Origin of the sequence: Bradyrhizobium sp. U531, from assembly GCF_051710265.1 — a bacterium.
Lineage (GTDB): Bacteria > Pseudomonadota > Alphaproteobacteria > Rhizobiales > Xanthobacteraceae > Bradyrhizobium.
In genome coordinates this window covers 374675-399528 of the sequence record NZ_JASVEN010000005.1, presented here as the reverse complement: position 1 = coordinate 399528, position 24854 = coordinate 374675, and the positions used below count along the sequence as shown (strand labels likewise).

The following is a 24854-nucleotide window of genomic DNA, read 5'->3' as shown; positions in this document are numbered from 1 at the left end:
GCATGGGTATCGTCAATCACCTGCCGACAAGGCGTGAGCTTCTGGCCGGCTCCGGCGCGCTGTTCGCGTGGAGTCAGATGCCGCGGATCGCGCGCGCGGAAGGACGCGATCCGCGCCTGCTCGTCATCGTGCTGCGCGGCGCGCTCGACGGTCTCGGCGTCGTCGCGCCGGTCGGCGATCCCGACTGGATCTCGCTGCGCGGCGATCGCGCGCTGGTGCTGGACGGCAAGACGCCGGCACTGCCGCTCGATGCCTTCTTCGCGCTCAATCCGGCGATGCCGAACCTGCACCGCCTCTACAAGAGCGGCAAGGCCGCGATCGTCCATGCGGCCGCGACGCCCTATCGCGAGCGCTCGCATTTCGACGGCCAGGATGTGCTGGAGAGCGGCTTCACCAGGCCCGGCGCGACCGCCTCGGGCTGGCTCAACCGCGCGCTGCTCGCGATGGAAGGCGGCGGCCGCGTCGATCCGCGCGGTAGCCGCGCGCTCGGCATCGGCTCGGTGACGCCGCTGGTGGTGCGCGGCTCCGCGCCGGTCATGACATGGGTGCCGCAGAGGCTGCTGCCGGCGAGCGAGGACACGCAGCGCCGCCTGCTCGACCTCTATCAGCACACCGATCCCAAGCTTGCGACCGTGCTCGAGGCGCGCATCAAGCTCGCTTCGCTCATGGGAGCACCGGGCACGGGCGAAGCGATGTCGGACGATCCGACGCTGGCGCCGCCGGGCATCGCGCGCGTGCGCGCCTATTTCGCGGAAGCGGCCGGCACCGCCGCGCGCTATCTCGCCAAGCCCGACGGCCCGCGCGTCGGCGCCATGGGCTTCGTCGGGTGGGACACGCACATCGCCGAGGGCGCAGCTTCGGGCCAGCTCTACAATCTGCTCGGTGCGCTCGACGGCGCCTTCGCCGCGATCGAGAGCAACATGGGCGAGGCCTGGAAGGAGTCGGTCGTCGCCGTCGTCACCGAGTTCGGCCGCACCGCGCGCATCAACGGCACGCAGGGTACCGACCATGGCACCGGCACGGTCGCCTTCCTGATCGGCGGCGGGCTTGCCGGCGGCCGCGTGATCGCGGACTGGCCGGGATTGAAGCCGGCGCAACTGCTCGAGGATCGCGATCTCAAGCCGACCACCGATCTGCGCGCCGTGCTGAAGGGCCTGCTCAGGGATCATCTGCGCGTCGAGGAGAAGGTGCTGGCCGAGCTGGTCTTCCCCGGCAGCGCCGACATCAGGCCGCTGGAAGGTCTCGTCGGCTGAGGGAACGAACCTCGCAACTCGATCGGGTTCATGATGTGCACACTGACACAATTGGATCTCGACTTTCTCGCCGGCCTGAAAACCGGCTGGTGGCGGCTCTATCGGCGTGAGCTTGCGCGGCTGATGAAGGGTGAGGCCGAGGCGAACGATGCCGAGCCGAAGACGCGCCCGATCGCATGGCGGGTCGTCTCGGGCTGATTTTTCGTCGCCGCTGTCCCGATTCAGGACGTGTCACTGTGATGGAATCGTCACAGCTGATGCGAAACCGTGGCGGCCCTACGCCCGCTTTTGTTCCGACAAGGTTTGGCCCTCATTGCCCACCGAAAATCCGCCCCAGTTCGGAGGGGCGTACCATGTCTTGCATTGCACATGCCGAAACTGCCCGGATTTCCCCCGCAGCCGCATCCCGGTTGCTGCTCGCAATCATCGCCGGTGCCTCGCTCGCCGCTTGCGCGCAATCGCCGGTCGGCCGCCAGAAGGCAGATCTCGCGACGACTAACCGACAGGCCGCAGTCGAGCGGCCGCACCGCGTGGAGGCGCTGCATCCACGGCCGATCAGCCGGGCACGCCTTCCCGAGGCGCCGGGCGAGACCAGGCAGGCCTCGCACGGCCTTGCAAGCTTCTACTCGGACACGGAGACCGCGAGCGGCGAGAAGTTCGACCGCAACGAATTGACTGCGGCGCATCCGAGCCTGCCGTTCGGCACGAAGCTGCGCGTCACCGACGTATCCTCCGGCCGCTTCGTCACCGTTAGGGTCAATGATCGCGGACCGTTCGTCCGTGGCCGCGTGGTCGACATCTCGCCCTCCGCGGCCGAGGCGCTCGGCATGGTCGACAAGGGCCTCGCCAATGTCCGGCTCGACGTCGTGCAATGAGGCGGAAGCATCGGTCGCGGCCCGCGCGCTTAACCCGCTGTTAGCGGCTTCTCAAGCACCATGCTTGTCCGATCAATTTGGGGCTGTTGGGGAGGCGGACGCTTGAAGACGATCCAGTATCTCGAAGATCAGGCCGCGCGCGCCGAACGGCTCGCCAAACGGATCACCGATACGCTGACGATCGAAAAGCTCGAGACCTTCGCCGTCGAACGCCGCCGCGAGATCGAGGTCATCGCCGGCAGATATCGCCGCGCATAGCGCCCGCAAACCATGCTCTGAACGCATTCGTCCTTTCCGCAACGCGCGGAACTTCTTGGCCTCTCCTGCGTCATATGGGCAGTGGAGAAAGAGGAGGACACCATGGGTTTTGGACGAGGTGCTTTGCTTTGGCTGCTTGGCGTGCCGCTGCCGATCGTTCTGCTGCTGGCATTGTTCTGGCATCACTGAGGTCGTCACACGACACGAAAAGCGCCGCGGAAGCGGCGCTTTTTTGTTGCCTGCGCATAAGGGCTCGACCTTTCCAGTGAAGGGATGGCGCAAGCTCTCTAGGAATGGTTTTCGACGAAGTCGCTGAGATAGTCCGGCAGCTTCACGCCGTCGATATCGCAGCGTGCGCGGATCTCGCCGGCGACATCGGTCGAGATGTCCTTCATCCAATGTTCGAGCGTGTTGAACGAGATCACCTTGATCGGATCGTTGAAGCAGCCGGCGACGAGCTCGCCGATCGTGGCGTCGAGGTCGCTGCGCTCGACACGGATCTCGGTCGCGTTGTCGCGGCGGTCGATCACCACGAACAGGGTCTGGTCTGCGCCATAGGGCACGACATGAGATGATGGGCCAGCTTCAAGCATCCTCAGGGCACTCGCGACTTGGCTTTCCGGACTTGGCATCCCATTAACGGGAAAATCCGGAAGAAGGTTCCAACGCGATTTTCGGAAGTGCCGTTAGAGAAATTCTCTCAGGCGCGCGAGCTCGAGGACGTGCTCGGGCGAGAGGGTTTCGGTGACGAGCGGCGGCTGCGACGCGGTGCGGATCTCGTAGAGGTGCCGGGTTGCCGCCGGCTTGCCCATGAACGCCGAGATGCATTCGTCGAGCGTGCCTTCGATGACCTGGTAAGGCTCCCGGTCAGGCTGACGCTGATTGGCCAGCGACGGCCATTTGTTCAGAACTGCACGCGCACCGAAGTCGACCTTCGACTCCGCAACCACGTCCCCCATCGTCCCGCCTCACGCAAAAAACGCCCCAGCGCGCGGTCTCGCGTGCCGGGGCCTACACCTGTCGCTGCATCTCAATGCCATCATCACAACGCGGCAGCCGGGAAAAGGTTCCCGAACCGCCGCGTGATGATCAGCTCGCCGCGGCCGCGATTTTATGACCCGGGCTGGCCTGACCGTGGCCGGAGGCATCGTCGCGGCTGACCTCGGGCGGGAGTCCGGCGAAGCGCCGCAAGGCTTCCGCCATCTGCACCCGGCCCGCCACGCCCGTGATCACCACGTCGACCATGGTGTAGGACGAGTGGAAATGGCCGTGCGCCTTCAGCTGTTCGACCGGGACGCCCGCGGCCGACATCGCCTCGGCATACGCGACGCCTTCGTCGCGCAGCGGATCGAATTCGCAGGTCACCACGAGAGCCGGCGGCAGCCTGTCGACCTTGCCGCGCAGCGGCGAGGCGCGCGGATCGGTGCGGTCGGCCGGTGAGCAGTAGAGGTCCCAGAACCAGTACATCAGCGAGCGCGTCAGGAAGTAGCCTGTCGCATTGTCGTTGTAGGAGGGACGGTCGAAGCTGCAGTCGGTGACCGGGCAGATCAGAAGCTGGCCGGCGATCTCGGGCCCGCCACGGTCGCGCGCGAGCTGGCAGGTGACGGCAGCGACGTTGCCGCCGGCGCTCCAGCCGGCAACGAGGACCGGGCCCGCCTTGCCGCCGAGTTCAGTGGCGTGCTCGGCGATCCAGCGTGTTGCCGCATAGCCATCTTCGGCCGCGGTCGGGAAGCGATGCTCCGGCGCGTGGCGATAGCCGACGCTGACGAACATCATGCCGGTCCGCCGCACCATGTCGCGGCAGAACGGCTCGTCCGACTGCTCGTCGCCGAGCACCCAGCCGCCGCCGTGGAAATAAACCACGACGGGATGCGGCCCCGGCGTGGCCGGCTTGTAGATCCGGTAAGGCAGCGCGCCGCCGCTGACGGGCAGGGTGCCGTCGCTGATGTCGCCGATCAGCCGTCCCGCAGGCCGGCCCTTGTTGAACTCGTTGACGAAGGCGCGTGCGCCTTCCGCGCCCATCGACTCGATCGGCGGCAGGTTGAGGGTTGCCAAGAGGTTGAGCACCAGCCGCACGTCCGGCTGCAGGCGCACCACCTCGCCGTCATTGCATTGCGTGGCGCCATTGGGGCCGGTGAGCTTGAAGCCGAGCATGCCGCGGCTCGTGACCTCGTCGCAGATGCTGCGATAGGGGCCGACGCCGCCGGTATAGGGCATCAGGGCGTGCACCTTGCCGGGAACGTTGGCGCCCGTGTACCAGGTGTTGGCAAGCCGATGCAGTGTCACCATCGAGCAGTCGGCCATGTGCCTGTTCCAGCCGGCCTGCGCCGTCTCGGTCGGCTCCATCGTCGTGAAGCCGGCATCGCGCAGAGCGGCCAGCCGATCGACCACCCAGTCGACATGCTGCTCGATCGACACCGCCATGTTCGACAGCACCGACGGGCTGCCGGGCCCTGTGATCATGAAGAAGTTCGGGAAGCCCTCGACCGTGAGACCGAGATAGCTCTGCGGTCCGTGCGCCCAGACGTCGGTGAGCGACTTGCCGCCGCGCCCGGTGATCGGATGCACGGCGCGGATCGCGCCGGTCATGGCGTCGAACCCGGTCGCGAACACGATGACGTCGACGTCGATGCCGCGCTTGGCCGTGGTGATGCCGCTCGCCGTGATCGCCTTGATCGGCTCCTGGCGCAGATTGACCAGCGTGACGTTGGGCCGGTTGTAGGTCGCGTAGTAATTGGTGTCGAGGCACGGGCGCTTGGCGCCGAAGGGATGGTCGTCCGGCATCAGCGCCGCGGCGGTCTCGGGATCCTTGACCGCGGCGCGGATCTTCTCGCGGATCAGGTCCTGCACGATCTTGTTGCCGTCGACGTCGACGGCCTGGTCGGCCCAGAGCTGCGTCAGGATGTGGACGAGGTCGCCGGCGGCCCAGGCGCGTTCGAACCGCTCGCGCCGCTCGGCATCGCTCAATTGCCAGCTCACGACGGTTTGTTGCGGGTAGGGCACGCCCGCCATCGACTGGCGCGCCTGCTCGCGATAGGCCGCGCGATCGCTCTGCAGCAGGTTCATGCGGTCCGACGGCGCCGGGCCGTTATGTGCGGGCAGTGCGAAGTTCGGCGTGCGCTGGAATACGGTCAGATGCGCCGCCTGCTCGGCGATCAGCGGGATCGACTGGATGGCCGACGAGCCCGTGCCGATCACGGCGACGCGCTTGCCTTTGAGATCGACGCCGTCATGCGGCCAGCGTCCGGTGAAGTAGATCTCGCCCTTGAAATCCTTGACTCCGTCGATCTCCGGCGGCTTGGGCGCCGACAGGCAGCCGGTGGCCATGATGTAATGACGGCAGGAGACGGGCGCGCCGTTGCTGGTGGTGATGAGCCAGCGTTCGGCCTTGTCGTCCCATTTGGCTTCGGTGACCTTGGTCTTGAAGCGGATGTCGCGCCTGAGATCATAGCGGTCGGCCACGAAGCCGAGATAGCGCAGGATCTCGGGCTGGGTGGCGTATTTCTCCGACCAGGTCCAGGCCGTCTCCAACTCGGGATCGAACGTGTAGCTGTAGTCGATGGTCTGGATGTCGCAGCGGGCGCCGGGGTAGCGGTTCCAGTACCAGGTGCCGCCGACGTCGTCGGCCTCTTCGAGGGCGACGGCCGAGAGGCCGGCCTTGCGCAGGCGATGCAGGAGGTAGAGGCCGGAAAATCCGGCGCCGACCACGGCGACGTCGACCTGCTCCGCGGTTCCGCGGTCTTCGGAGGCACGTGTGGCAACCATCGCGTCAGACATGGCATTCCTCCCGTATGTTTCGTTTTGCCGGCAGGCTATCGCTGCAGGTTCAGCTTGTCATCATGGCAAGTGCAATCTTCGGTGGTTGTTTGCGGCGGCATCGTGGCCACGTGAATGATGCGGCATTACACGCATCGCGATGCACAATGGCCGTGATCACCCGGGCTAATCATGCCCGATCGGTCTGTGTATGCTTGCGGTTACAAGCCACGCGTAGCGACCGAGCGTCATGCCAGAGTTGAATGAGCGGACCAAAGCGAACATGGACGTCGTCCTGGAGGAGACGTGCCGCCAACTGCCGCATGGCGGCGATCACGACAGCCGCAGATTCATCGCCGAGCGCCTGATCGAGGCCGCACAGGCGGGACATTCCACGCTGGGCGAACTCGGCATCGTCGCGCGCCACGCGCTGGCGGAGATTCTTGCAAAGCGCGATGAGTGAGCCGCGAGACTTGCGTCTTCACGCAGGGGGGACATAACCTCACGGGAACCTTTCAGCGCATCGAGAATCCCAAAAGATGCGATCCCTGCTTGCGCTCATTGCGGTTTCTGCATTCCTTTTGCCCGCCGGTGCGGCCATGGCTCAGCCGGTCGGACAGTTTCCGTTCGCGCTGACTCGCGAAGGACAGATGCTCGGTGCCGTCGAAGGCGAGGTGGCGTCGTTCAAGGGACTGGCCTATGCGGCGCCGCCCGTCGGCGCGCTGCGCTGGTGTCCGCCGCAGCCGACGCCCGAAAACTCGGAGATGCACACCGCCTACGAATATGGCGTGGCGTGTCTTCAGCCGGCGCGGCCCGGGACGAGCGAGGATTGTCTCACGCTGAACGTGTTTCGCCCCTTCGGCGTCGACGGTCCGTTGCCGGTGATGATGTTCATCCACGGCGGCGGCTTCATCAGCGGCACCGCGAACGAGAAGCTGTTCGACGGCGCCCGGCTGGCGCAGGCCGGCCTCATCGTGGTGACGGTCAATTATCGGTTGGGCGCGCTTGGCTGGCTTGCCGATCCCGCGCTGTCGCAAGGCGGCTCCGGCAATTACGGCCTGATGGACCAGATCGCCGCGCTGCATTGGGTTCACGACAACATCGCGGCCTTCGGCGGCGACCCCGGCAACGTCACCTTGTTCGGCCGCGACGCCGGCGCGACCTCGATCGCACTCCTGATGCTGTCCGCGCGATCGCGTGGGCTATTCCATAAAGCCATTCTGCAATCGATCCCTGCGCGCGCGCGGCTGCGCCCGGCGCAGGAGGCGGAGGCTGTCGGCCGGCAATTCGTGGCATCGCTGGCGCCGCAGACCGATCCGCGCGCCGCAGATCCGCGCCGCCTGCTCGCCGCGGAAACCCGCCTCCTGGAGATATCGCGGCACAGCTTCGCGCCGATGCTGGACGGAAGCCTCGTGAACGAGGAGATCGCCGCAGGCTTTGCGGCCGGACATCAAGGCCGCATTCCCCTGATCATCGGCTCGAATGATGACGAGACCGGCTTCGACAGCGAGCCCGACATCAAGGAGGAGGTCGCATCGTCAGGTCTTGCGGGTGATGAGCTGCGCAAGATCTATCCTGACGCTAACAGGCCGTCCGAGCTCGCGGCGCGGCTTTACACCGACAGGGTCTTTTCCGAGCCTGCCCGAATGCTGGCCCGCTTGCACGCGGCAAGCGGCGCGGCGACCTATCGTTATCGCTTTGCCTATGTGCCCGAGGCCAGGCGCGCCAATCCGGAGGGCGGGCGAGGGCGGGAGCTGCAGTTCATCTTCGGTGCGGAGGGCGTGCTGGGCGCGGGCATCTTCTCGCGCGGCGATCGCGAGGTCGCAAGCCGCATGCGGTCCTATTGGATCAACTTCGCCCGGAGCGGCGATCCCAACGGCGCCGGTCTGCCGCGTTGGGAGCAAGCCGCGACAAGCGATCGCCTGCTGCTGATCACGAACGATCGCATCGCGAGCGGCGACGATCCCCTTGCGGAGCGTCTCGACCGGCTCGCGCGCTAGCGCGACAGCAAATGGGTTGGACTTAGGCCGCGAGCTCGACGCGGGGCGCCGGCGTCAGCCGGTCTTCCTCGAGATAGTCCATCGCGCCGTCCTTCTCGACGGCGTAGAACTGCTGGCCTTCACGCGACCGAAAGGCGGCGCGAACGATGCCGCGGCGGCCCTTGTCACTGTTGACGACGTCCCCCAGCGCGAACTTCTTCATCTCACGTCTCACATGTCTTCAGGCCGACTGCTTCGGCCACGCCGGGGATTTTGGGCGGCAAATCGTTAACGACTTGCTAACCATGCCGGTTTGCCTATGCTCGCCGCCGGTCGCGCGGGAACTGGCGCGCCTATTGCCGACGAGACGAGCCCGATGACGCGATTTCCGACCCTGTTTTTGTCGCATGGCGGCGGCCCCTGGCCGTTCATGGAGGACAGGCGGGTGCAATATGCCAAGACCGCCGAGGAGTTCGGCCGCTTGCCGCAATTGCTCCCCGAGAGGCCGAAGGCCGTGCTCGTCATCACCGGTCATTGGGAGGCCGATGCCTTCACCGTCTCGACCTCGGCGCACCCGCCGATGGTGTACGACTATTACGGTTTCCCCGAGCATACCTACCACCTCAAATATCCGGCGCCGGGCCGTCCCGAGCTCGCCGCGCGCGTGAAGGCGCTGCTGGCCGGCGCCGGCGTCGATTGCCGGGAGGATCCCGATCAGGGTTTCGATCACGGTACCTTCGTGCCGCTCGGCCTGATGTATCCGAATGCCGACATGCCGATCGTGCTGCTGTCGATGAAGTCGAGCTACGACGCGGCCGAGCACATCAAGGTCGGCGAGGCCATCGCCTCGCTCCGCGACGAAGGCATCCTGATCGTCGGCAGCGGGCTGACCTATCACAACATGCGCGGCTTCAACCGGCCGGAGTCGAAGCCCGTCTCCTACGATTTCGAGGCCTATCTCAACGAGGCCATCAGCAATCCGGATGCGGCCCGCCGCAACGCGATGCTGGTGGATTGGGAGAACGCCCCGAGCGCGCGCCTCGCGCATCCGCGCGAGGACCATCTGCTGCCGCTGATGGTCGCCGCCGGCGCCGCCGGCCGCGATACCGGCAAGCGCGTTTTCGTGGACGAGGTCGCGGGTGTGGCGATGGCGTCGTATGTGTTTGGGTGAATTCGTAGGGCGGATTAGCGTCAGCGTAATCCGCCGTTCTGCTGCAGCAAAGGTGGCGGATTACGCCTTCGGCTAATCCGCCCTACGCATCTCGCCGGCCTCACCCGTATCTCAGCTTCATCACCAGGATGCATCCGGCGAGCACGATGGTGATGGCGTTGGCGGCGACGAGCGGGGCATCACCCGAAAGCAGGCCGTAGATCAGCCAGAGCGCGAGGCCCAGCACCATGACCAGGAACATGCCGAGCGAGATGTCGCCGGTGGAGCGGGTCTTCCAAACCTTGATGGCTTGCGGCGCGTAGGCCACGGTGGTGCAGGTGGCGGCGGCAAAGCCGATCAGCTTGATCGCGAGAGGGTCCATGCCGGTTCTATAGCATGGATTCGACACGGATCATGCCTCAGGCGCGCGCCGCCATGAGATCGCGATAGAGCGTGGCATAGTCGCCGGCGCGGCCGCGCCAGGAGACGTCGGTCGCAAGGCCGTTGCGCTGCAGCTGCCGCCAGGTCTGCTTGTCGTGGAAGGCGGCGTTGGCCTTGCGCAAGCTGCCGGCGAGGGCCTCGGCCGTCACGGGCGCGAACTTGAAACCGGTGGCGTTGCGGCCCGAGGTGCCGGCCTCGCCGATATCGACGATGGTGTCCTCGAGCCCGCCGACACGCGAGACGATCGGGATGGCGCCGTAGCGCAGCGCGCAGAGCTGGGTCAGGCCGCAGGGCTCGAAGCGCGAGGGTACGATCAGCGCGTCCGAGCCGGCCTGGAGCAGATGCGCCAGAATTTCGTCATAGCCGATCACGACGCCGATCCGGCCGGGATTGGCACGGGCGGCGGCCTGATAGCGCTCCTGGAGATCGCGGTCGCCGCTGCCGAGCAGTGCGAGCTGCATGCCTTCGCCCATAATGGTCGGAATGGTCTCGAGCAGCAGATCGAGCCCCTTCTGCCATGACAGCCGGCTGATGACGCCGAGCAGCGGCGCCTCGTCCGAGGAATCGAGGTTGAACTGCTGTTGCAGCACCGCCTTGTTGGCGGCACGGAACGTCAGATCATCGGCGCCGTAGCGGTAGGCGATGTGCGGATCTTCCTGCGGATTCCAAACAGAGGTGTCGATGCCGTTGAGGATGCCGCTCAGCACGCCGGCGCGTTCGCGCAGCAGGCCGCCGAAGCCCATGCCGCCTTCGTCGCTCTGGATTTCCTGCGCATAGGTCGGCGACACCGTGGTGATGCGATCGGCGAATTGCAGGCCGGCCTTCAGGAAGCTGATGCCGCCGAAATATTCGAGGCCGCGAACGTCGAACGCGCTCCAGGGCAGGCCGATCGATCCGATCAGCTCACGCGCGAACTTGCCCTGATAAGCCATGTTGTGGATCGTCATCACGGTGGCGGGCCGCGGGCGATTGTCATAGTGCAGATAGGCGGGCGCGAGGCCGGCCTGCCAGTCATGGGCATGCACGACGTCCGGCACGAAGGCGGGCACGAGGCCGTGGCCGATGTCGGCCGCAATGCGCGCCAGCGCCGCGAAGCGCAGGCCGTTGTCGGGCCAGTCGACGCCTTCGGGGGTGACGTAGGGATTGCCCGGCCGCGCATAGAGATGCGGCACGTCGAGCACGAACAGGTCGAGCCCTTCGTGGAAGCCGGCGAGCAGCCGCCCGGGACCGCCGAAATAATCCGGCCAGCTCCGGATCTCCGCGGCGCCCGACATCAGCCGCATCACGTCGGGATAGCCCGGCATCAAGGTGCGCATCTCGACGCCGTGCGTCTTCAGCGCGACCGGCAGGGCGCCGGCGACATCCGCGAGGCCGCCGGTCTTGATGATGGGATAGACTTCGGAGGCGACGGCGAGGACGCGGACAGGCGTCATTTATTGAGCCCGTCGAGCATCGCCTGGGTGATCAGCGATATGCCCTGCTCGGTGGTGCGGAATCGCTTGGCGTCGAATTCGGGATCCTCGCCGACGACGAGGCCTTCCGGGATCTCGACGCCGCGGTCGATCACGACGTTCTTCAGCCGTGCGCCGCGGCCGACGTTCACATAGGGCATGATCACGGCATTCTCGACATTGGCGTAGGAGTTGATGCGCACGCCGGTGAACAGCAGCGAGCGCCGCAGCGAGGCGCCGGAGATGATGCAGCCGCCCGACACCAGCGAGCTCACCGCCTGGCCGCGCCGGCTTTCCTCGTCATGGACGAATTTCGCGGGCGGGGTGATCTCGGCGTAGGACCAGATCGGCCAGGCGCGGTCGAACAGATCGAGCTCCGGCACCACGTCGGTGAGGTCGATGTTGGCCGCCCAATAGGCATCCACCGTGCCGACGTCGCGCCAATAGGCGCCGTTGTTCTGGCGCGAGCGCACGCAGGAGGTCGAGAACTGGTGCGCGATGGCGCGGCCGTTTTTGACGAGATAGGGAATGATGTCCTTGCCGAAATCGTGGTTCGAGTTCGGGTCCTCGGCGTCGCGCTTGAGCTGGTCGAACAGGAATTTCGCGTCGAACACGTAGATGCCCATGCTGGCGAGCGAGACGTCCGGCTTGCCCGGCATCGGCGGCGGGTCTTTCGGCTTTTCCAGGAACTCCTGGATCCAGCCGTTCTCGTCGACATGCATGATGCCGAAGCCCGAGGATTCCACGCGCGGCATTTCGAGGCAGCCGACCGTGACGTCGGCGCCGCTGTCGACGTGCTGACGCAGCATCACCTCGTAATCCATCTTGTAGATGTGGTCGCCCGCGAGCACCACGATGAAGCGGGCATTGTGCGACTCGATGATGTCGATGTTCTGGTACACGGCATCCGCCGTGCCGACATACCACATGTTCTCGGAGACGCGCTGGCTCGCGGGAAGGATGTCGAAACTCTCGTTTCGCTCGGGGCGGAAGAAGTTCCAGCCCATCTGAAGATGCCGGATCAGGCTGTGCGCCTTGTACTGGGTTGCCACCGCGATGCGGCGGATGCCTGAATTGACGGCATTCGACAGCGCGAAATCGATGATGCGGGACTTGCCGCCGAAATAGACGGCGGGCTTGGCGCGCCGGTCAGTCAGCTCCAGGAGCCGGCTGCCACGTCCACCAGCCAGGACGAACGCCAGCGCCTGACGGGCGAGCGGCTCATTACCGACGGCACTCATGTCATCCTCCCACTTCCCGCCCGGCGCAGGCCGAGGCCATTTGTCGCGAGAAGCCCCGCGTCCCTTGGAACCGATAGTAACGGTACGAATAGTAAATCGTGAAGTCGGTTGTTGGTTGCGAACGCGGGAAGCTTAATGCTTTGCCTTGGCCGCAGGGCTCGGATGTCGCGCCGTCCTCACCTGGGCGGCAGCTGGCGCGCCAGCCCGTCTCGCACGCTGGCAGCCGCCTTGCAAAGAGGCAAGAGCGAGGCTTGTGCGGCGCACGCAAGTCCGGGCTTCGAAAATCGGGGCTTTGACTTGGCGCAAGGATGCCCGATCATGACACTGCGATCCTTTTCCAAGCGAAACGTCAGACAGGAGTTGAGACGATGAGGGTCTGGAAAACGGTAATTGCCTGTTCGCTGGCCGGCGTGGTCATCGGCGGCCAAATCCAGCAGTCGGCAGCGGCCCCGCTGCCGACCAACGTCGCGACCATGAAGGCCGCGGTCGGCGACGACGTCACGCAGGTGCATTGGCGCGGCGGCGGGTGGGGCTGGGGTATCGGCGGTCTAGCAGCCGGCGCGATCATCGGTGGCGCCATCGCGAGCGGCGCGCCTTACGGCTATTACGGCAGACCGTATTACGGTGGCTATGGCTATCCCGGCTATGGCTATGGTTACGGCTATGCCCCTGCCTATTACGGCGGCTATGCCTACGGGCCGCCCTATGCCTATCCGCGCTATTACCGGCCCTATCGTCCGTATTACGGCTATGGCTACGGCTACAACCGGCCGTACCGGGTCTATCACCGTCACTATTATCGCCGATATTGGTGAGCGCCGCGCGCGCAGCTAGAGCGAGAGCCAGACGATCAGGCTCATGCAGGCGACATGCATGAGCATGATCGCGGCGAGATGCAGCGGGCCGGCCTTCGAGGCTGAGCCCAGCGCATCCCGCCGCGCCCCCGCGCGCGTGAAGCGGATGGAGCGCATTCCAAAGCAATCGGTATCCCCGACACGTTCCTTCTGCATTTCGCGCTGACGACGACATCCCCATTGCTATTTGCATCGCCTCCCTTGCGGCCCCGTGCACCCCGTCAAAAATCAATTCGACGACCACATCGGGAGACCGGCCATGGGCCTGCAAGAAACAAAAATCGAGTCGCTTCCCTTCGTCACCGCCGAACTCAACTATCTCGCGCCTGTTACGGGCAAGCCGCGCACTTACGCGTTCGATCCGCCGCCGGGCGAGCCCAGGAGCACGTCGCTAGCGGAGCCGCATCAGGTGCCGATCTTCGACGCGCGATTGATCGCGAACGATTTCTCGCTCGATCGCGAGGGCTTCGCGCTGGTGCGCCATCCGACGCGTGTGAAGGATTTCTATAACGAGGAAGAGGTGAAGGCGGTCTACTATCCCGCCGTCGAAGCCTTCCTGCGCGCCACGCTGAAGGCCGACCGTGTCGTCATCTTCGACCACACCGTGCGCAAGCGCGTCGAGGGCGCACCTGATATTCGCGGCGGTGGCCCGCGTCAGCCGGCGACACGCGTTCATGTCGATCAGACCGATGTTTCCGGCGCCAACCGCGTGCGCGAGCATCTGCCTGACGAAGCCGAACAGCTGCTGAAGGGCCGCGTGCAGGTGATCAATCTGTGGCGGCCGATCCGCGGTCCCTTGCGTGATTCACCATTGGCGATGGTGGACGGCACGACAGTTGCGCCCGCGGATCTCGTCGCCTCAGACCTGATCTATCCCAACCGCCGCGGTGAAACCTATTCGGTGAAGTACAATCCCGAGCATCGCTGGTTCTACTTCCCGGAGATGACGCCGGACGAGGCGCTGCTGCTCAAATGCTATGATTCCGCAACCGATGGCCGCACGCGCTTCGGGCCGCACACGGCTTTCATCGATCCGACCACGCCGCTGAATGCGGCGCCGCGCGAAAGCATCGAGGTGCGCGCGCTGGTCTTTCACAAACAGTAACAATGTGTGATGGCACGGCCGCGCATTGCGCGGCCGTGTTCTGGGAACCTTGGGGAACAACGCGACGTTTGCAGCGCCGGGCAGGGTCAACCGGGAGCGGTGCCGTGCGAGCGCAGACGACATTTTGTTTATGCCTAGCCACTTTTTCACTGTCAGCCTTCTCCGTCGCCCAGGCCGAAAGCGGGCTTGCATCGTATTACGGATATGGAAAAGCCGGCAAAGGCGGGGAGCTGACCTGCGCGCACCGGACGCGCCCGTTCGGCAGCGTGCTCCGGGTGTCCTATGGCAGCCGCTCGATCCAGTGCCGCGTCAACGATCGCGGTCCCTTCATCCGCGGCCGCATCGTCGATCTCTCGGTGCCGGCTGCCCGCGCGCTCGGCATGATGAGCGCCGGCGTCGTCCGCGTCTCCGTGGAATAGGCGTGCCGTCCTCATAATCGCGTTAGGACCTGACCGGAATTCGTTATAGTGCGCCAAAAGCAGGTGGGGGCGCTATGGCAGGGATCAGGGTGGGACTCGTCGGCTGCGGCTTCGTGTCGGAGCTGCACATGTATGCGTTCCGGCGCGTCTATGGCCTGGATGTCGAGGTCGTGGCGGTCGCAGCGCGCGGCGATCGCGTGGTGGAATTCGCTGGGCATCACGGCATTCCGCGCGTCTATCGCAGCTTCACGGATCTGATAGTGGACCGAGAGCTCGACGTTATCGACATCTGCACCCCGCCCAATCTCCACGCGGAGATGATCATCGCGGCCATGCAGGCCGGCAAGCACGTGATCTGTGAAAAGCCGTTCGCCGGCTATTTCGGGCGCGCAGGCGATGCGCAGCCGATCGGCAAGAATGTGCCGAAGGCGCTGATGTACGAGCGGGTGCTGGAAGAAATGGACGAGACGCGCGCCGCAATCGAGCGCACCGGAAAACTCTTCATGTATGCCGAGGACTGGGTCTACGCGCCGGCGGTGACCAAGACCGCGGAGATCATCAGGGCGACGAAAGACAAGATCCTGTTCATGAAGGGCGAGGAGAGCCATTCCGGTTCGCACGCGGCGCACGCCGCGCAATGGGCGATGACCGGCGGCGGCTCGTTGATCCGCATGGGCTGCCATCCGCTTTCGGCCGTGCTGTATCTCAAGCAGGTCGAGGCCAGAGCGCGCGGCGAGACCATTCGTGTCGCCAGCGTCACCTGCGATGTCGGCAATGTCACCGCCGCCCTCAAGCCCGAGGAGCGCACCTACATCAAGGCCAATCCCGTCGATGTCGAGGACTGGGGCACGTTGACGGCGACCTTCTCCGACGGCACCAAGGCGACCGTGTTCTCCGGCGACATGATCATGGGCGGCGTGCGCAATTTGATCGAGACCTACACCTCCGGCGGCTCGCTGTTCGCCAACATCACGCCGAACAATCATTTGATGAGCTATCAGACCTCCGAGGAGAAGCTCGCCTCCGTCTACATCACCGAAAAGGTCGACCGCAAAACCGGCTGGCAATATGTCTGCCTCGAAGAGGAATGGACACGCGGCTATCTGCAGGAGATCCAGGACTTCATGGAATGCGTGGCGACGGGTCGCCAGCCGCTGTCGGATCTCGCGCTGGCCTATGAGACGATCAAGGTGAACTACGCCGGCTATTGGGCGGCGGAAGAGGGGCGGCGGGTGGTGCTGTAGGGCGCCGCCGCGCCCTCGCTACTTGCCGCTATCGCCATCTACCAGGCGCCGATTGCGATCATGATCGCAATCGTCATGCAGGAGAGGCAGGCAATCGATGCGGTATAGAATTCGGGTGTGTTCAAGGGTGCCTCCTGAAATCTGCTTCTGTACAAATGCAGGTACGGCAAAAGGTGCGCACGCTACTTCCTGACGCGATTCCATTCCTCCGGAGGCGTCGCATCGGTCCTGTCGGCACCATCCGGGTCGGAGAGCCGCTCATCCGCCCGAAACAGTTCGGGACGTTTGCCCGTGAGCAGGAGCTGCTTGCGCATTTCAGCAAGCCGGGCGCGGCAAAATTCCTTGTAGAGCAAATCGAATATGGCGGGCATCATCACCCCCATCGTTGAAAACTACGCTTTGCAATGTCTGATCCCCGCTGGGCGGCTTCGTCATGCGAGCCGGATTTGCGAAAACGCTGAACGGGATCGGTGTTCGCTTTGTACGTCCGAAACGAAGCAGGGCTGATTACCTGGATCACATTCTAGAAGTTTTTTGTTTCAACAAGACTTCGTTTCACAATCTGTACGTGCCGCCACGCGGCCGAAAAGCCAACTACAGCGCGAGAGAAATGATCTACGGATGCAGGCGCGCTTGCTTGCAGCGTCGCGGCGTAAATCGGGTGTGGGAGGATCTCAGCCTGCGGTTATCTCTCGTGCGAGGTATTGAGAAGAGTGGCGTTGCGGGGAGCTGAACGCCACGAGCGCGCGCTGCTCTTCCTTCTCCCCTTGTGGGAGAAGGTGGCGCGAAGCGCCGGATGAGGGGTTTCTCTCAGCACTTCGACTGCGAGACATGAGTACGCGGAGGGACACCCCTCACCCGTCTCGCCGCTTGCGCGGCGATCCACCCTCTCCCGCAAGGGGAGAGGGTGCACCGTCACCGTCGCTCGCACCTCACGTCCCGTAGGTCGAGCCCTTCGGCAGCGGAAACACCGGGTCCTGCGTGCGGATGTTGGTCGGCCACACCACCGAGATATGCTCGCCGGCGTTCTGCATCACCACCGGTGTCGAGCGCTCGTTCTGGCCGGAGAGCGGCGTGCCCGGCGGGAAGAATTTCACGCCATAGCCCTGGATGGTGCCGCCGGCAGGAATGTCGACATCGAGCGCCGCTTTGCGAATGGCTTCGGGCTCGAAGCTGCCGTACTTCTCCTTGGCGACCGGCAGCACGTTGTTGAGCAGCACCCAGGTCTGGTTGAATCCCATCGAGCAGTGCGGCGGCACGTCGGTGGCGCCGGTCTTGGTCTGGTAGCGCGAGACCATGGTCTTGATCAGCTCGCCCATGCCCGGCGCGAGCTTGGAAGGATCGAGCAATTGCGCCGGCACCGGATCGATGTTGCAGAAATTGTCGATGTCGGCACCGAACGTCGCGCGCAGCTTGTCGAGCTGGCTGTAGCCGGCGCCTGCGCCGAACAGCATCTTGAAGCGCAGGCCGCTTTCGCGGGCCTGGCGCAGGAACAGGGTGATGTCGGGGTTGTAGCCGGCATGCGAGATCACGTCGGCCTTGGCGCGCTTGATCTTGGTGACGAGCACCGAGAGGTCGGGCGCGGACGCCGAATAGCCCTCGCGCAGCACGACCTGGATGCCGGCCTGCTTGGCATAGGCCTCGTCCGCGGCGGCGACGCCGACGCCATAGGGCCCGTCCTCGTGGATCAGCGCGACCTTGACGTCTTTGGCATCCATCCCGAGCTTGGCTTGCGCGTGCTCGGCGAGGAAGCCGGCGAAGGCCTGGCCGTACTGGTCGGAATGGATCTGCGCGCGAAATACATATTGCAGGTTCTTGTCCTTGAACACGGCGGTCGAGACCGCGGTCGTGATCCAGAGGATCTTCTTCTGCTGCTCGACCTTCGCCGCCATCGGCACCGCGTGCGCGCTGGAATAGACACCGTTGATGATGTCGATCTTTTCCTGGCTGATCAGCCGCTCGGCCTCGTTGATGGCGACGTCCGCCTTGCTCTGCGAGTCCGCCGCGACAGGCACGATCTTGGTCTTGCCGCCGATGCCGCCCTTCTCGTTGACGAGGTCGATGGCGATCTGCGCGCCGACCGAGGAGGCGACCGAACCGCCGGCCGCGAAGGGGCCGGTGAGGTCGTAGATCAGGCCGATGCGCAAATTCTCGGCCTGCGCCTGGGCCCTGGTCCAATCGAGGCTGAGCGTGGCGGCGGCAGCCGCCGTACCCTTCAGCAGCTGCCTGCGTGAAGTCGGCATCCTATCCTCCCTCTAAACCGTCTTATGATTGGTTGTTATTTTTTTTGGCGAAGTATGGGGAGGGGGATCGCGGAAAGTCAACATCGCGAAAGTCGGGGGCAGGCCGGCAACCGCATAGTGAGGGGCGCAAGTCTCTCCAACGTCATGGCCGGGCTTGTCCCGGCCATCCACGCCTTGCCACACTGGACAAAGAACGTGGATGCCCGGGACAAGCCCGGGCATGACGGTGGGACCGGAGCTATTGCTTGAGGCGGCGCGCCAGATAGCTTGCGGTCTTGCCGCCGGCCTTGGCGATCTGCTCGGGCGTTCCGGCCGCGACGACGCGGCCGCCCTCGTCGCCGGCGCCGGGTCCGAGATCGATGATCCAGTCGCTGTGCGCCACGACGTCCATGTCGTGCTCGACCACGATCACGCTGTTGCCGGCGTCCACGATCCGTTCGAGCTGAGCGATCAGCCGTTCGACGTCGCGCGGGTGAAGGCCGGTAGTCGGCTCGTCCAGCACATAGAGCGTGTGACCGCGTTGCGGACGCATCAGTTCGGTCGCGAGCTTGATGCGCTGGGCCTCGCCGCCGGACAATTCGGTCGCGGACTGACCGAGGCGGATATAGCCGAGACCGACCTCGCGCACGACCGACAGAGAACGGCCGAGCGCGGCATCGTCGCGAAAGAACTCGAAGGCTTCGTCGACACGCATCGCCAGCACGTCCGCGATGGATTTGCCGCGGATCTTTACCTCCAGCGTCTTGTCGTTGTAGCGCGCGCCCTTGCAGGTCGGGCAGGGCGCGTAGACGCTGGGCAGGAATAGCAGTTCGACGACGACGAAACCCTCGCCCTCGCAGGTCGCGCAGCGGCCCTTGGCGACGTTGAAGGAGAAGCGCCCGGCATCGTAGCGGCGCGCCTTCGCCTGCGGTGTCGCCGCGAACAGCCGCCGCACGTGGTCGAACAGGCCGGTATAGGTTGCAAGGTTGGACCGCGGCGTGCGGCCGATCGGCTTCTGGTCGACCACGACGAGGCGGTTGACCTGGTCGAGGCCGGCGACGATCCTGCCGCCGAGGGTCTCGACCGTCGGGGCCAGGCTGTCGTCGTCGGTGTCGGTGGCGAGGGTGTGGCCGAGATGCGCGGCGACGTTATCGACGAGGAACTGGCTGATCAGGCTCGACTTGCCCGAGCCCGACACGCCGGTGATGCCGGCGATGACGCCGAGCGGAATGTCGACATCGAGGCTGCGCAGATTGTTGCGGGTCACGCCCCTGAGCTTCAGATGTCCGTTGGGTTCGCGGCGTGCCGTCGGTAGCTTGTTGCGGGGATGGGCGAGGTATTGCGCGGTGTGCGATTGCTCGATCGCGCCGAGGCCTGCGGGGGGCCCGCTGTAGAGGATCTGCCCGCCGCCGTCGCCGGCGTCGGGACCGACATCCACCAGCCAGTCGGCATGCCTGATCAATTCGATCTCGTGCTCGACCACGAAGATCGAGTTGCCGGCGTGCTTCAGCCGATCCAGCGCGCGCAGCAGCGCCTCGGTGTCGGCGGGATGCAGGCCGGCCGAGGGTTCGTCGAGCACGTAAACGACGCCGAACAGGTTGGAGCGGACTTGCGTCGCGAGCCGCAGGCGCTGCAGCTCGCCCGGCGACAGCGTCGGCGTAGAGCGCTCGCAGGCGAGATAGCCGAGGCCGAGGTCGAGCAGCACCGTCAGCCGCGCCGACAAATCCTCGCAGATGCGCCGAGCGACGACGGCCTTCTCCGACTTGTCCGTTGAAGCTCGCGCGAATGGCTTGATCACCTCGTGCATCTCCTTGAGCGGCAGATGCGACATCCCGGCGATGTCGAGGCCTGCGAACTTGACCGTGAGCGCCTCGGGCTTGAGCCGTGTGCCGTGGCAGGTCGGGCAGTCCTGAGTGATCATGAACTGCGCGACGCGGCGCTTCATCATCGCGCTCTCGGACTTGGCGTAGGTCTGCATCACGTAGCGCTTGGCGCCGGTGAAAGTGCCCTGATAGCTCGGCTCCTCCTTGCGGCGCAGCGCCCGCTTGACCTCGGCGGCATCGTAACCGGCATAGACCGGAACGGTCGGCTGCTCCTCGGTGAACAGGATCCAGTCGCGGTCCTTCTTCGGCAGCTCGCGCCAGGGCTTGTCGACGTCGTAACCGAGCGTCGTCAGGATGTCCCGGAGGTTCTGGCCCTGCCAGGCGCTCGGCCAGGCCGCGACGGCGCGCTCGCGGATCGTCTTGGTGTCGTCGGGCACCATCGACTTCTCGGTGACGTCGAGCATACGGCCGATGCCGTGGCAGGTCGGGCAAGCACCCTCCGGCGTGTTCGGCGAGAAGGCCTCCGCATAGAGCATCGGCAGTCCCTTGGGATAATCGCCGGCACGGGAATAGAGCATCCGCAGCAGGTTCGAGATGGTGGTGACGCTGCCGACCGACGAGCGGGTCGTCGGTGCGCCGCGCTGCTGCTGCAGCGCCACCGCCGGCGGCAGGCCCTCGATGTCGTCAACCTCAGGGATCTGCATCTGGTGAAACAGCCGACGCGCATAGGGCGACACCGATTCCAGATAGCGCCGCTGCGCCTCCGCATAGATCGTCCCGAAGGCAAGCGAGGACTTGCCGGAGCCCGACACGCCCGTGAACACCACGAGCGCGTTGCGCGGAATCCTGACGTCGACGTTCCTGAGGTTGTGCTCGCGCGCGCCCCTGACACGGACGTAGCCGTCGTCCTGCGTCAGGCCGTCAGCTTGCTTGGGTCGATCGTCCATCTTGCCTCTCCGCTCCGAGACGGGGTTAACGGCAAGATCGCAGGATGGGTCCTCGGTGGCCAGCGCGCAGGTTCCGTTCTGCACAAAGCAGCAAGGCCCGCCGCTGACATCGCGGCGGGCCTTGGCGTTCGATTGAGGCTCGGGTGCGGCCGGTTACTGCGACAGCTTCACGAAGTTCGGAAACTTCATCTTGCCTTCCGCGATCTTCTCCGGCCAGACCACGACCTGCTTCTGGTCCTGCCACTGGAAGACGAGACCGGTCACCGTGCCCGGGCCGGACTTGATGCCGTGGGTGAATTCGTCGTTCTTGCCGTAGAACTGGATCTGGCCGATCGTGCCCTCGTAATCGGTCTTTTCGAGCTCGGTGACCATCTTGTCGGGATCGGTCGAGCCGGCCCGCTTGATCGCGTCGGTGATCATATAGACCTCGTCATAGGCGGTGTAACCGGTATAGGCCGGCGGCGAGCCGAACTTCGCCTTGAACGCCGCTGCGAAGGGCTTGGTCTTCGAGGTCACCGCGACATCGGGTGTTGCGACCGCGAGCGAGGGGATGCCGTCGGCGGCGCCATTGGTGTCCTTCCAGAAGGTTGGGCTCAGCGCCTGCGCGGAGATGCCGAACATCGGGATCGGCACCTGCTGGTTCTTCCACTGCACCGTCGGCTGCACGCCGACATGGGAGATGCCGGTGACGATCACGTCGGGCTTCTTGCTCTCGATGTTGTTGAAGATCGGCGTGAAGTCGGTGGTGTCGGGCGAAAAGCGCACATGCTCGACAACTTTCAGCCCCGCCTTGGGCAGGCAGGCCTCGTAGCCGACGTCGAGCGGCTTGGTCCAGGCAGCGTCCTCGCTCATGATCGCGACCGTCTTGAACTTGAGCTTCTCGACCAGCAGGTCCTTGGCGGCGTCGCAGACGAGCTGGGCCTGGGCTGCCGAGGTCAGATAGCCGTGGAAGGTGTACTTGTTCTTCTCGTAATCGTTGTGGATCGCCTTGGTGATCTCGTTCGAGGCGGCGCCGGGGGTGATCAGCGGCATCTTCAGCCGCGCCGACCAGGGCTCCAGCGCAAGCACGACCTCGGAGATGTAGCTTGCGATCACCGCGGAGACCTTGTCCTCGCTCACCGCGCGCTGGAAGGCACGGACGGAATCCGCCGACGAGCTCTTGTTGTCATAGGTGACGATCTCGACCTTGCGCCCCAAAATGCCGCCCTTGGCGTTGATCTCGTCGGCGGCGATCTGCGCGCCGCCGGGGGTTGCGGCACCCGCGATCGACTGCACCTCGGCGATGACGCCGATCTTGATCGGGTCGTTCGACTGGGCGTAGGCCGGCGCGGCGAGGCACAGCGCGAGCGCGGAGGCGAGGAAGCTGCTGCTGAGGATCGATGGTCGCATGGTCGTTTCCCTTTCCATTTCTTGTTGGTGTTGAGGACTTAAAGAAAATCGGCGCCGGCCTCGCTGGCGAAGCGGCCGGGATCGCCCTCCCAGACGATCCTGGCGTGCTCGAGCACGTAGACGCGGTCGGCATGGGGAAGCGCGAAGGTGACGTTCTGCTCGCCGAGCAGCACCGTGATCGCGGTCGTCTCCCGCAGCCTGGTCAGCGCCTTCGACAATTGCTCCAGGATCACGGGGGCAAGGCCGAGCGTTGGCTCGTCCAGGATCAGGATCTGCGGCTGCATCATCAGCGCGCGGCCGATCGCCAGCATCTGCTGCTCGCCGCCGGAGAGCGTCTGCGCCATCTGGCTCTGCCGCTCCTTGAGGATCGGGAACAGCTCGAACAGCCAGGCGAGCTGCGCGGCGCGCTTGTCGTCGTCGAGATGCTGGCCACCGAGATCGAGATTCTCCCGCACGCTCATCTCGCCGAACAGCTCGCGCGATTCCGGGCATTGAACGAGGCCGCTGCGCGCGATCTTCGCCGGGCTGGTACCGCGCAACTTCTCGCCGCCGCGCACGATCTCGCCGCTATAGGGCAGGAAGCCGGAGATGGTATTGAACAGCGTGGTCTTGCCGGCGCCGTTGAGGCCGACCACGGAGACGAACTCGCCCTCGTGGACGTGGATCGAGACGTTCTCCAGCGCCTGCGCCTTGCCATAGAACACGCTGACATTCTCGACCTGCAGCAGCGGCGTCTTGTCCTTGAAACTAGTCTCGGGCCGCGCATGGGTCTCGATCGCGCCGCCGAGATAGACCCGGCGCACGGTCTCGTTCTTCATGACGTCCTCGGCCTTGCCGGTGACGATCTCCTCGCCGAGATACATCGCGAGCACGCGGTCGACGAGCGCAGCGACGCTCTTGACGTTGTGGTCGACCAGCATCACCGCGCGGCCCTCGTCGCGGAAGCTGCGGATCAGGTCGGAGAAGACGTCGACTTCGGCGCGCGTCAGCCCGGCAAAGGGCTCGTCCACCAGCACGACTTTTGGATCGCGCGCGATGGCCTTGGCTAGCTCGAGCCGGCGCAGATCGGCGAAAGGCAGCGTCGGCGGGCGGCGGTGCATCACGTTGCCGAGCCCGACGCGCTCGGCGATCCATTTGGCGCGCTCGACCAGCGCCTTGTCCGGAAACAGCATGAACAGGCTGTCCGGCAGCAGCGCGACCAGGATGTTCTCCAGCACGGTCTGCCGGTTCAGCGGCCGCGAGTGCTGGAACACCATGCCAAAGCCCTTGCGCGCGATCTTGTGCGCGGGCAGGCCGGCGACGTTCTCGCCCTCGAAGATCACCTCGCCCGCGGTCGGGCGCTCGATCCCCATCACGCTCTTCATCGCGGTCGATTTGCCCGAGCCGTTCGGCCCGATCAGGCCGAAGATCTCGCCGCTGTTGACCTCGAAGCCGAGATTCTTCACCGCGGTCAGGCCGCCGAAGCGCTTGGTCAGGCCGCGGACTTCGAGCACGGCGCGGTTTGAAAGCCTCATATCCATCACGAGCGCGCCTCACGCGAGAGGGCCGCCCCTAAGAAGCCGCCGGGGAAGAACAGCACGACGAGGAGTGCCACCGCCGAGACGATGAAGGTCGCCAGCTCGCCCGTGGGCCGCAGGAACTCACCGGCGACGATCAGGAAGATCGCGCCCAGCGCAGCCCCAAGCACGGTGCGCCGGCCGCCAAGCACGGCCGAGACGATCACGTTGACGCCGACCGCGACGTCGACGACGGTGCCGACCGAGGCGGTGCCGAAATAGAACACCAGCAGCGCGCCCGACAGCCCAGAGAAGAATGCGCTGACGATGAAGGCGGCGAGCTTGTGCTTGACGATGTTGAAGCCGAGCGCGCCGGCCTGCACCGGGTCCTGGCCGCTCGCCTGCAGCACGAGCCCGATTGGCGATTGCGACAGGCCGTAGAGGATTGCGGCCGAGATCGTCATGAAGCCGAGCGCGATCCAGTAATTGGTGCCGGCATTGATGCTGATGACGTCGGGGATGGTGAGCCCGATCTCGCCGCCGGTGAGGTCGGCGAACACCACGATGAAGTTCTGCAGCATCAGCACCGCGACCAGCGTGGTCAGGCCGAAATAGGGCCCGCGTACCCGCAGCGCCGGCAGCGCCAGCACGAGGCCGGCGACGACGGAAGCCATCGCCCCGAGCACGATGCAGGGATAGACCGACCAGCCGAGCTGGGCATTGAGGATGCCGGCTGTGTAGGCGCCGACGCCGATCAGGAAGGTCGGTCCGAAATTGACCTCGCCCGCGAAGCCGAACAAGAGGTCCCAGGCCATCGCGAACACGCCGAAATAGAAGGCGACCGTCAGCAGGCCCAGCACATAGCCGGAGACGTAGAGCGGCAGCGTCGCCGCGATGACGACGAGCACGAGCGAGATGAAGAACAGGCGCGAGGTAAAGAAGGTGGACATC

At 65.2% G+C, this 24854-nt stretch carries 25 protein-coding genes; 11 read left to right on the top strand and 14 right to left on the bottom strand.

The window, feature by feature from the left end; all coding sequences use genetic code 11:
- Nucleotides 1-2 precede the first annotated feature (2 nt).
- The 4 genes from QRQ56_RS24270 to QRQ56_RS24255 all read left to right on the top strand — a co-directional run bounded on the left by QRQ56_RS24270 (nucleotide 3) and on the right by QRQ56_RS24255 (nucleotide 2386).
- Entirely contained in the window at nucleotides 3-1253 is a 1251-nt protein-coding gene (locus tag QRQ56_RS24270) for a DUF1501 domain-containing protein (RefSeq protein WP_438743513.1), read from the top strand.
- 30 nt (nucleotides 1254-1283) lie between these two features.
- Entirely contained in the window at nucleotides 1284-1451 is a 168-nt protein-coding gene (locus QRQ56_RS24265) for a hypothetical protein (protein WP_438743512.1), read from the top strand.
- A 155-nt stretch (nucleotides 1452-1606) separates the two neighbouring features.
- A complete protein-coding gene (locus tag QRQ56_RS24260) occupies nucleotides 1607-2128 on the top strand; it encodes a septal ring lytic transglycosylase RlpA family protein (RefSeq protein ID WP_438743511.1) in 522 nt (173 codons plus the stop codon).
- A gap of 102 nt (nucleotides 2129-2230) precedes the next feature.
- The gene (locus QRQ56_RS24255; RefSeq protein ID WP_438743509.1) at nucleotides 2231-2386 is read left to right on the top strand and encodes a hypothetical protein; all 156 of its coding nucleotides are present in this window, start codon (nucleotides 2231-2233) and stop codon (nucleotides 2384-2386) included.
- A gap of 287 nt (nucleotides 2387-2673) precedes the next feature.
- Here the strand turns inward: QRQ56_RS24255 and QRQ56_RS24250 are convergent, their stop codons facing one another.
- The 3 genes from QRQ56_RS24250 to QRQ56_RS24240 form a co-directional block, all read right to left on the bottom strand.
- The gene (locus QRQ56_RS24250) at nucleotides 2674-2979 is read right to left on the bottom strand and encodes a hypothetical protein (protein ID WP_438743507.1); all 306 of its coding nucleotides are present in this window, start codon (nucleotides 2977-2979) and stop codon (nucleotides 2674-2676) included.
- Nucleotides 2980-3072: 93 nt separating this feature from the next.
- Nucleotides 3073-3345: a hypothetical protein gene (locus QRQ56_RS24245; protein ID WP_438743505.1), complete on the bottom strand. Its 273-nt coding sequence runs from the start codon at nucleotides 3343-3345 to the stop codon at nucleotides 3073-3075.
- A 130-nt stretch (nucleotides 3346-3475) separates the two neighbouring features.
- Entirely contained in the window at nucleotides 3476-6163 is a 2688-nt protein-coding gene (locus QRQ56_RS24240) for a flavin-containing monooxygenase (RefSeq protein WP_438743503.1), read from the bottom strand.
- 229 nt (nucleotides 6164-6392) lie between these two features.
- Here QRQ56_RS24240 and QRQ56_RS24235 point away from each other — a divergent pair, with 229 nt between their 5' ends.
- Both QRQ56_RS24235 and QRQ56_RS24230 read left to right on the top strand, forming a co-directional pair.
- Nucleotides 6393-6605 (top strand): hypothetical protein, encoded by a 213-nt coding sequence (locus tag QRQ56_RS24235; RefSeq protein ID WP_438743502.1) that lies wholly within the window; start codon nucleotides 6393-6395, stop codon nucleotides 6603-6605.
- 76 nt (nucleotides 6606-6681) lie between these two features.
- Nucleotides 6682-8142 (top strand): carboxylesterase/lipase family protein, encoded by a 1461-nt coding sequence (locus tag QRQ56_RS24230; RefSeq protein WP_438743501.1) that lies wholly within the window; start codon nucleotides 6682-6684, stop codon nucleotides 8140-8142.
- A 22-nt stretch (nucleotides 8143-8164) separates the two neighbouring features.
- Here the strand turns inward: QRQ56_RS24230 and QRQ56_RS24225 are convergent, their stop codons facing one another.
- Entirely contained in the window at nucleotides 8165-8344 is a 180-nt protein-coding gene (locus QRQ56_RS24225) for a hypothetical protein (RefSeq protein ID WP_063202383.1), read from the bottom strand.
- A 153-nt stretch (nucleotides 8345-8497) separates the two neighbouring features.
- On the opposite strand from QRQ56_RS24225, the gene QRQ56_RS24220 reads away from it, so the two are divergent.
- Entirely contained in the window at nucleotides 8498-9292 is a 795-nt protein-coding gene (locus QRQ56_RS24220; protein ID WP_438743498.1) for a DODA-type extradiol aromatic ring-opening family dioxygenase, read from the top strand.
- A 100-nt stretch (nucleotides 9293-9392) separates the two neighbouring features.
- Here QRQ56_RS24220 and QRQ56_RS24215 read toward each other — a convergent pair whose 3' ends face one another.
- The 3 genes from QRQ56_RS24215 to glgC are packed head-to-tail and all read right to left on the bottom strand — an operon-like array spanning nucleotide 9393 to nucleotide 12404.
- On the bottom strand, nucleotides 9393-9653 hold the full coding sequence (locus QRQ56_RS24215) for a SemiSWEET transporter (RefSeq protein WP_438743497.1): 261 nt from the start codon (nucleotides 9651-9653) through the stop codon (nucleotides 9393-9395).
- Nucleotides 9654-9690: 37 nt separating this feature from the next.
- On the bottom strand, nucleotides 9691-11145 hold the full coding sequence (gene glgA / locus QRQ56_RS24210) for a glycogen synthase GlgA (RefSeq protein WP_438743495.1): 1455 nt from the start codon (nucleotides 11143-11145) through the stop codon (nucleotides 9691-9693).
- Nucleotides 11142-12404 (bottom strand): glucose-1-phosphate adenylyltransferase, encoded by a 1263-nt coding sequence (glgC, locus tag QRQ56_RS24205; protein WP_438743493.1) that lies wholly within the window; start codon nucleotides 12402-12404, stop codon nucleotides 11142-11144. The genes glgA and glgC overlap by 4 nt, the downstream gene beginning before the upstream one ends.
- A 368-nt stretch (nucleotides 12405-12772) precedes the next feature.
- Here glgC and QRQ56_RS24200 point away from each other — a divergent pair, with 368 nt between their 5' ends.
- Nucleotides 12773-13219 carry a hypothetical protein gene (locus QRQ56_RS24200; protein ID WP_438743491.1) on the top strand — a complete coding sequence of 149 codons (447 nt, stop codon included), beginning with the start codon at nucleotides 12773-12775 and terminating at the stop codon, nucleotides 13217-13219.
- 15 nt (nucleotides 13220-13234) lie between these two features.
- Here QRQ56_RS24200 and QRQ56_RS24195 read toward each other — a convergent pair whose 3' ends face one another.
- Nucleotides 13235-13375: a hypothetical protein gene (locus tag QRQ56_RS24195; protein WP_438743490.1), complete on the bottom strand. Its 141-nt coding sequence runs from the start codon at nucleotides 13373-13375 to the stop codon at nucleotides 13235-13237.
- Nucleotides 13376-13517: 142 nt separating this feature from the next.
- On the opposite strand from QRQ56_RS24195, the gene QRQ56_RS24190 reads away from it, so the two are divergent.
- From QRQ56_RS24190 to QRQ56_RS24180, 3 genes are all read left to right on the top strand, one after another.
- Nucleotides 13518-14363, top strand: a complete 846-nt coding sequence (locus QRQ56_RS24190) for a CmcJ/NvfI family oxidoreductase (RefSeq protein ID WP_438743489.1) — start codon at nucleotides 13518-13520, stop codon at nucleotides 14361-14363.
- 104 nt (nucleotides 14364-14467) lie between these two features.
- Entirely contained in the window at nucleotides 14468-14782 is a 315-nt protein-coding gene (locus QRQ56_RS24185; protein WP_438743488.1) for a septal ring lytic transglycosylase RlpA family protein, read from the top strand.
- A 74-nt stretch (nucleotides 14783-14856) separates the two neighbouring features.
- Nucleotides 14857-16026: a Gfo/Idh/MocA family oxidoreductase gene (locus QRQ56_RS24180; RefSeq protein ID WP_438743487.1), complete on the top strand. Its 1170-nt coding sequence runs from the start codon at nucleotides 14857-14859 to the stop codon at nucleotides 16024-16026.
- A gap of 182 nt (nucleotides 16027-16208) precedes the next feature.
- Here QRQ56_RS24180 and QRQ56_RS24175 read toward each other — a convergent pair whose 3' ends face one another.
- The 6 genes from QRQ56_RS24175 to QRQ56_RS24150 form a co-directional block, all read right to left on the bottom strand.
- Complete coding sequence (locus QRQ56_RS24175) at nucleotides 16209-16409, bottom strand: hypothetical protein (RefSeq protein WP_438743486.1); 201 nt, start codon at nucleotides 16407-16409, stop codon at nucleotides 16209-16211.
- Between the two features lie 549 nt (nucleotides 16410-16958).
- Nucleotides 16959-18269 (bottom strand): ABC transporter substrate-binding protein, encoded by a 1311-nt coding sequence (locus QRQ56_RS24170; protein ID WP_438743485.1) that lies wholly within the window; start codon nucleotides 18267-18269, stop codon nucleotides 16959-16961.
- Nucleotides 18270-18507: 238 nt separating this feature from the next.
- Nucleotides 18508-21018: an excinuclease ABC subunit UvrA gene (gene uvrA, locus QRQ56_RS24165; RefSeq protein WP_438743483.1), complete on the bottom strand. Its 2511-nt coding sequence runs from the start codon at nucleotides 21016-21018 to the stop codon at nucleotides 18508-18510.
- Between the two features lie 153 nt (nucleotides 21019-21171).
- Nucleotides 21172-22407 carry an ABC transporter substrate-binding protein gene (locus QRQ56_RS24160; RefSeq protein WP_438743482.1) on the bottom strand — a complete coding sequence of 412 codons (1236 nt, stop codon included), beginning with the start codon at nucleotides 22405-22407 and terminating at the stop codon, nucleotides 21172-21174.
- A 38-nt stretch (nucleotides 22408-22445) separates the two neighbouring features.
- Complete coding sequence (locus tag QRQ56_RS24155) at nucleotides 22446-23927, bottom strand: ATP-binding cassette domain-containing protein (RefSeq protein WP_438743480.1); 1482 nt, start codon at nucleotides 23925-23927, stop codon at nucleotides 22446-22448.
- Nucleotides 23927-24853 carry a branched-chain amino acid ABC transporter permease gene (locus QRQ56_RS24150; protein ID WP_438743478.1) on the bottom strand — a complete coding sequence of 309 codons (927 nt, stop codon included), beginning with the start codon at nucleotides 24851-24853 and terminating at the stop codon, nucleotides 23927-23929. The genes QRQ56_RS24155 and QRQ56_RS24150 overlap by 1 nt, the downstream gene beginning before the upstream one ends.
- Nucleotide 24854: the final 1 nt, after the last annotated feature.

Coding starts and splice junctions, on each gene's coding strand:
- QRQ56_RS24160 (WP_438743482.1), bottom strand. CDS start 22,407: ATGCGACCATCGATCCTCAGCAGCAGCTTCCTCGCCTCCGCGCTCGCG.
- QRQ56_RS24220 (WP_438743498.1), top strand. CDS start 8,498: ATGACGCGATTTCCGACCCTGTTTTTGTCGCATGGCGGCGGCCCCTGG.
- QRQ56_RS24270 (WP_438743513.1), top strand. CDS start 3: ATGGGTATCGTCAATCACCTGCCGACAAGGCGTGAGCTTCTGGCCGGC.
- QRQ56_RS24170 (WP_438743485.1), bottom strand. CDS start 18,269: ATGCCGACTTCACGCAGGCAGCTGCTGAAGGGTACGGCGGCTGCCGCC.
- QRQ56_RS24260 (WP_438743511.1), top strand. CDS start 1,607: ATGTCTTGCATTGCACATGCCGAAACTGCCCGGATTTCCCCCGCAGCC.
- QRQ56_RS24190 (WP_438743489.1), top strand. CDS start 13,518: ATGGGCCTGCAAGAAACAAAAATCGAGTCGCTTCCCTTCGTCACCGCC.
- QRQ56_RS24245 (WP_438743505.1), bottom strand. CDS start 3,345: ATGGGGGACGTGGTTGCGGAGTCGAAGGTCGACTTCGGTGCGCGTGCA.
- QRQ56_RS24240 (WP_438743503.1), bottom strand. CDS start 6,163: ATGTCTGACGCGATGGTTGCCACACGTGCCTCCGAAGACCGCGGAACC.
- QRQ56_RS24265 (WP_438743512.1), top strand. CDS start 1,284: ATGATGTGCACACTGACACAATTGGATCTCGACTTTCTCGCCGGCCTG.
- QRQ56_RS24230 (WP_438743501.1), top strand. CDS start 6,682: ATGCGATCCCTGCTTGCGCTCATTGCGGTTTCTGCATTCCTTTTGCCC.
- QRQ56_RS24250 (WP_438743507.1), bottom strand. CDS start 2,979: ATGCTTGAAGCTGGCCCATCATCTCATGTCGTGCCCTATGGCGCAGAC.
- QRQ56_RS24200 (WP_438743491.1), top strand. CDS start 12,773: ATGAGGGTCTGGAAAACGGTAATTGCCTGTTCGCTGGCCGGCGTGGTC.
- QRQ56_RS24150 (WP_438743478.1), bottom strand. CDS start 24,853: ATGTCCACCTTCTTTACCTCGCGCCTGTTCTTCATCTCGCTCGTGCTC.
- QRQ56_RS24175 (WP_438743486.1), bottom strand. CDS start 16,409: ATGGGGGTGATGATGCCCGCCATATTCGATTTGCTCTACAAGGAATTT.
- QRQ56_RS24235 (WP_438743502.1), top strand. CDS start 6,393: ATGCCAGAGTTGAATGAGCGGACCAAAGCGAACATGGACGTCGTCCTG.
- QRQ56_RS24195 (WP_438743490.1), bottom strand. CDS start 13,375: ATGCGCTCCATCCGCTTCACGCGCGCGGGGGCGCGGCGGGATGCGCTG.
- glgC (WP_438743493.1), bottom strand. CDS start 12,404: ATGAGTGCCGTCGGTAATGAGCCGCTCGCCCGTCAGGCGCTGGCGTTC.
- QRQ56_RS24155 (WP_438743480.1), bottom strand. CDS start 23,927: ATGGATATGAGGCTTTCAAACCGCGCCGTGCTCGAAGTCCGCGGCCTG.
- uvrA (WP_438743483.1), bottom strand. CDS start 21,018: ATGGACGATCGACCCAAGCAAGCTGACGGCCTGACGCAGGACGACGGC.
- QRQ56_RS24180 (WP_438743487.1), top strand. CDS start 14,857: ATGGCAGGGATCAGGGTGGGACTCGTCGGCTGCGGCTTCGTGTCGGAG.
- QRQ56_RS24215 (WP_438743497.1), bottom strand. CDS start 9,653: ATGGACCCTCTCGCGATCAAGCTGATCGGCTTTGCCGCCGCCACCTGC.
- QRQ56_RS24225 (WP_063202383.1), bottom strand. CDS start 8,344: ATGAAGAAGTTCGCGCTGGGGGACGTCGTCAACAGTGACAAGGGCCGC.
- glgA (WP_438743495.1), bottom strand. CDS start 11,145: ATGACGCCTGTCCGCGTCCTCGCCGTCGCCTCCGAAGTCTATCCCATC.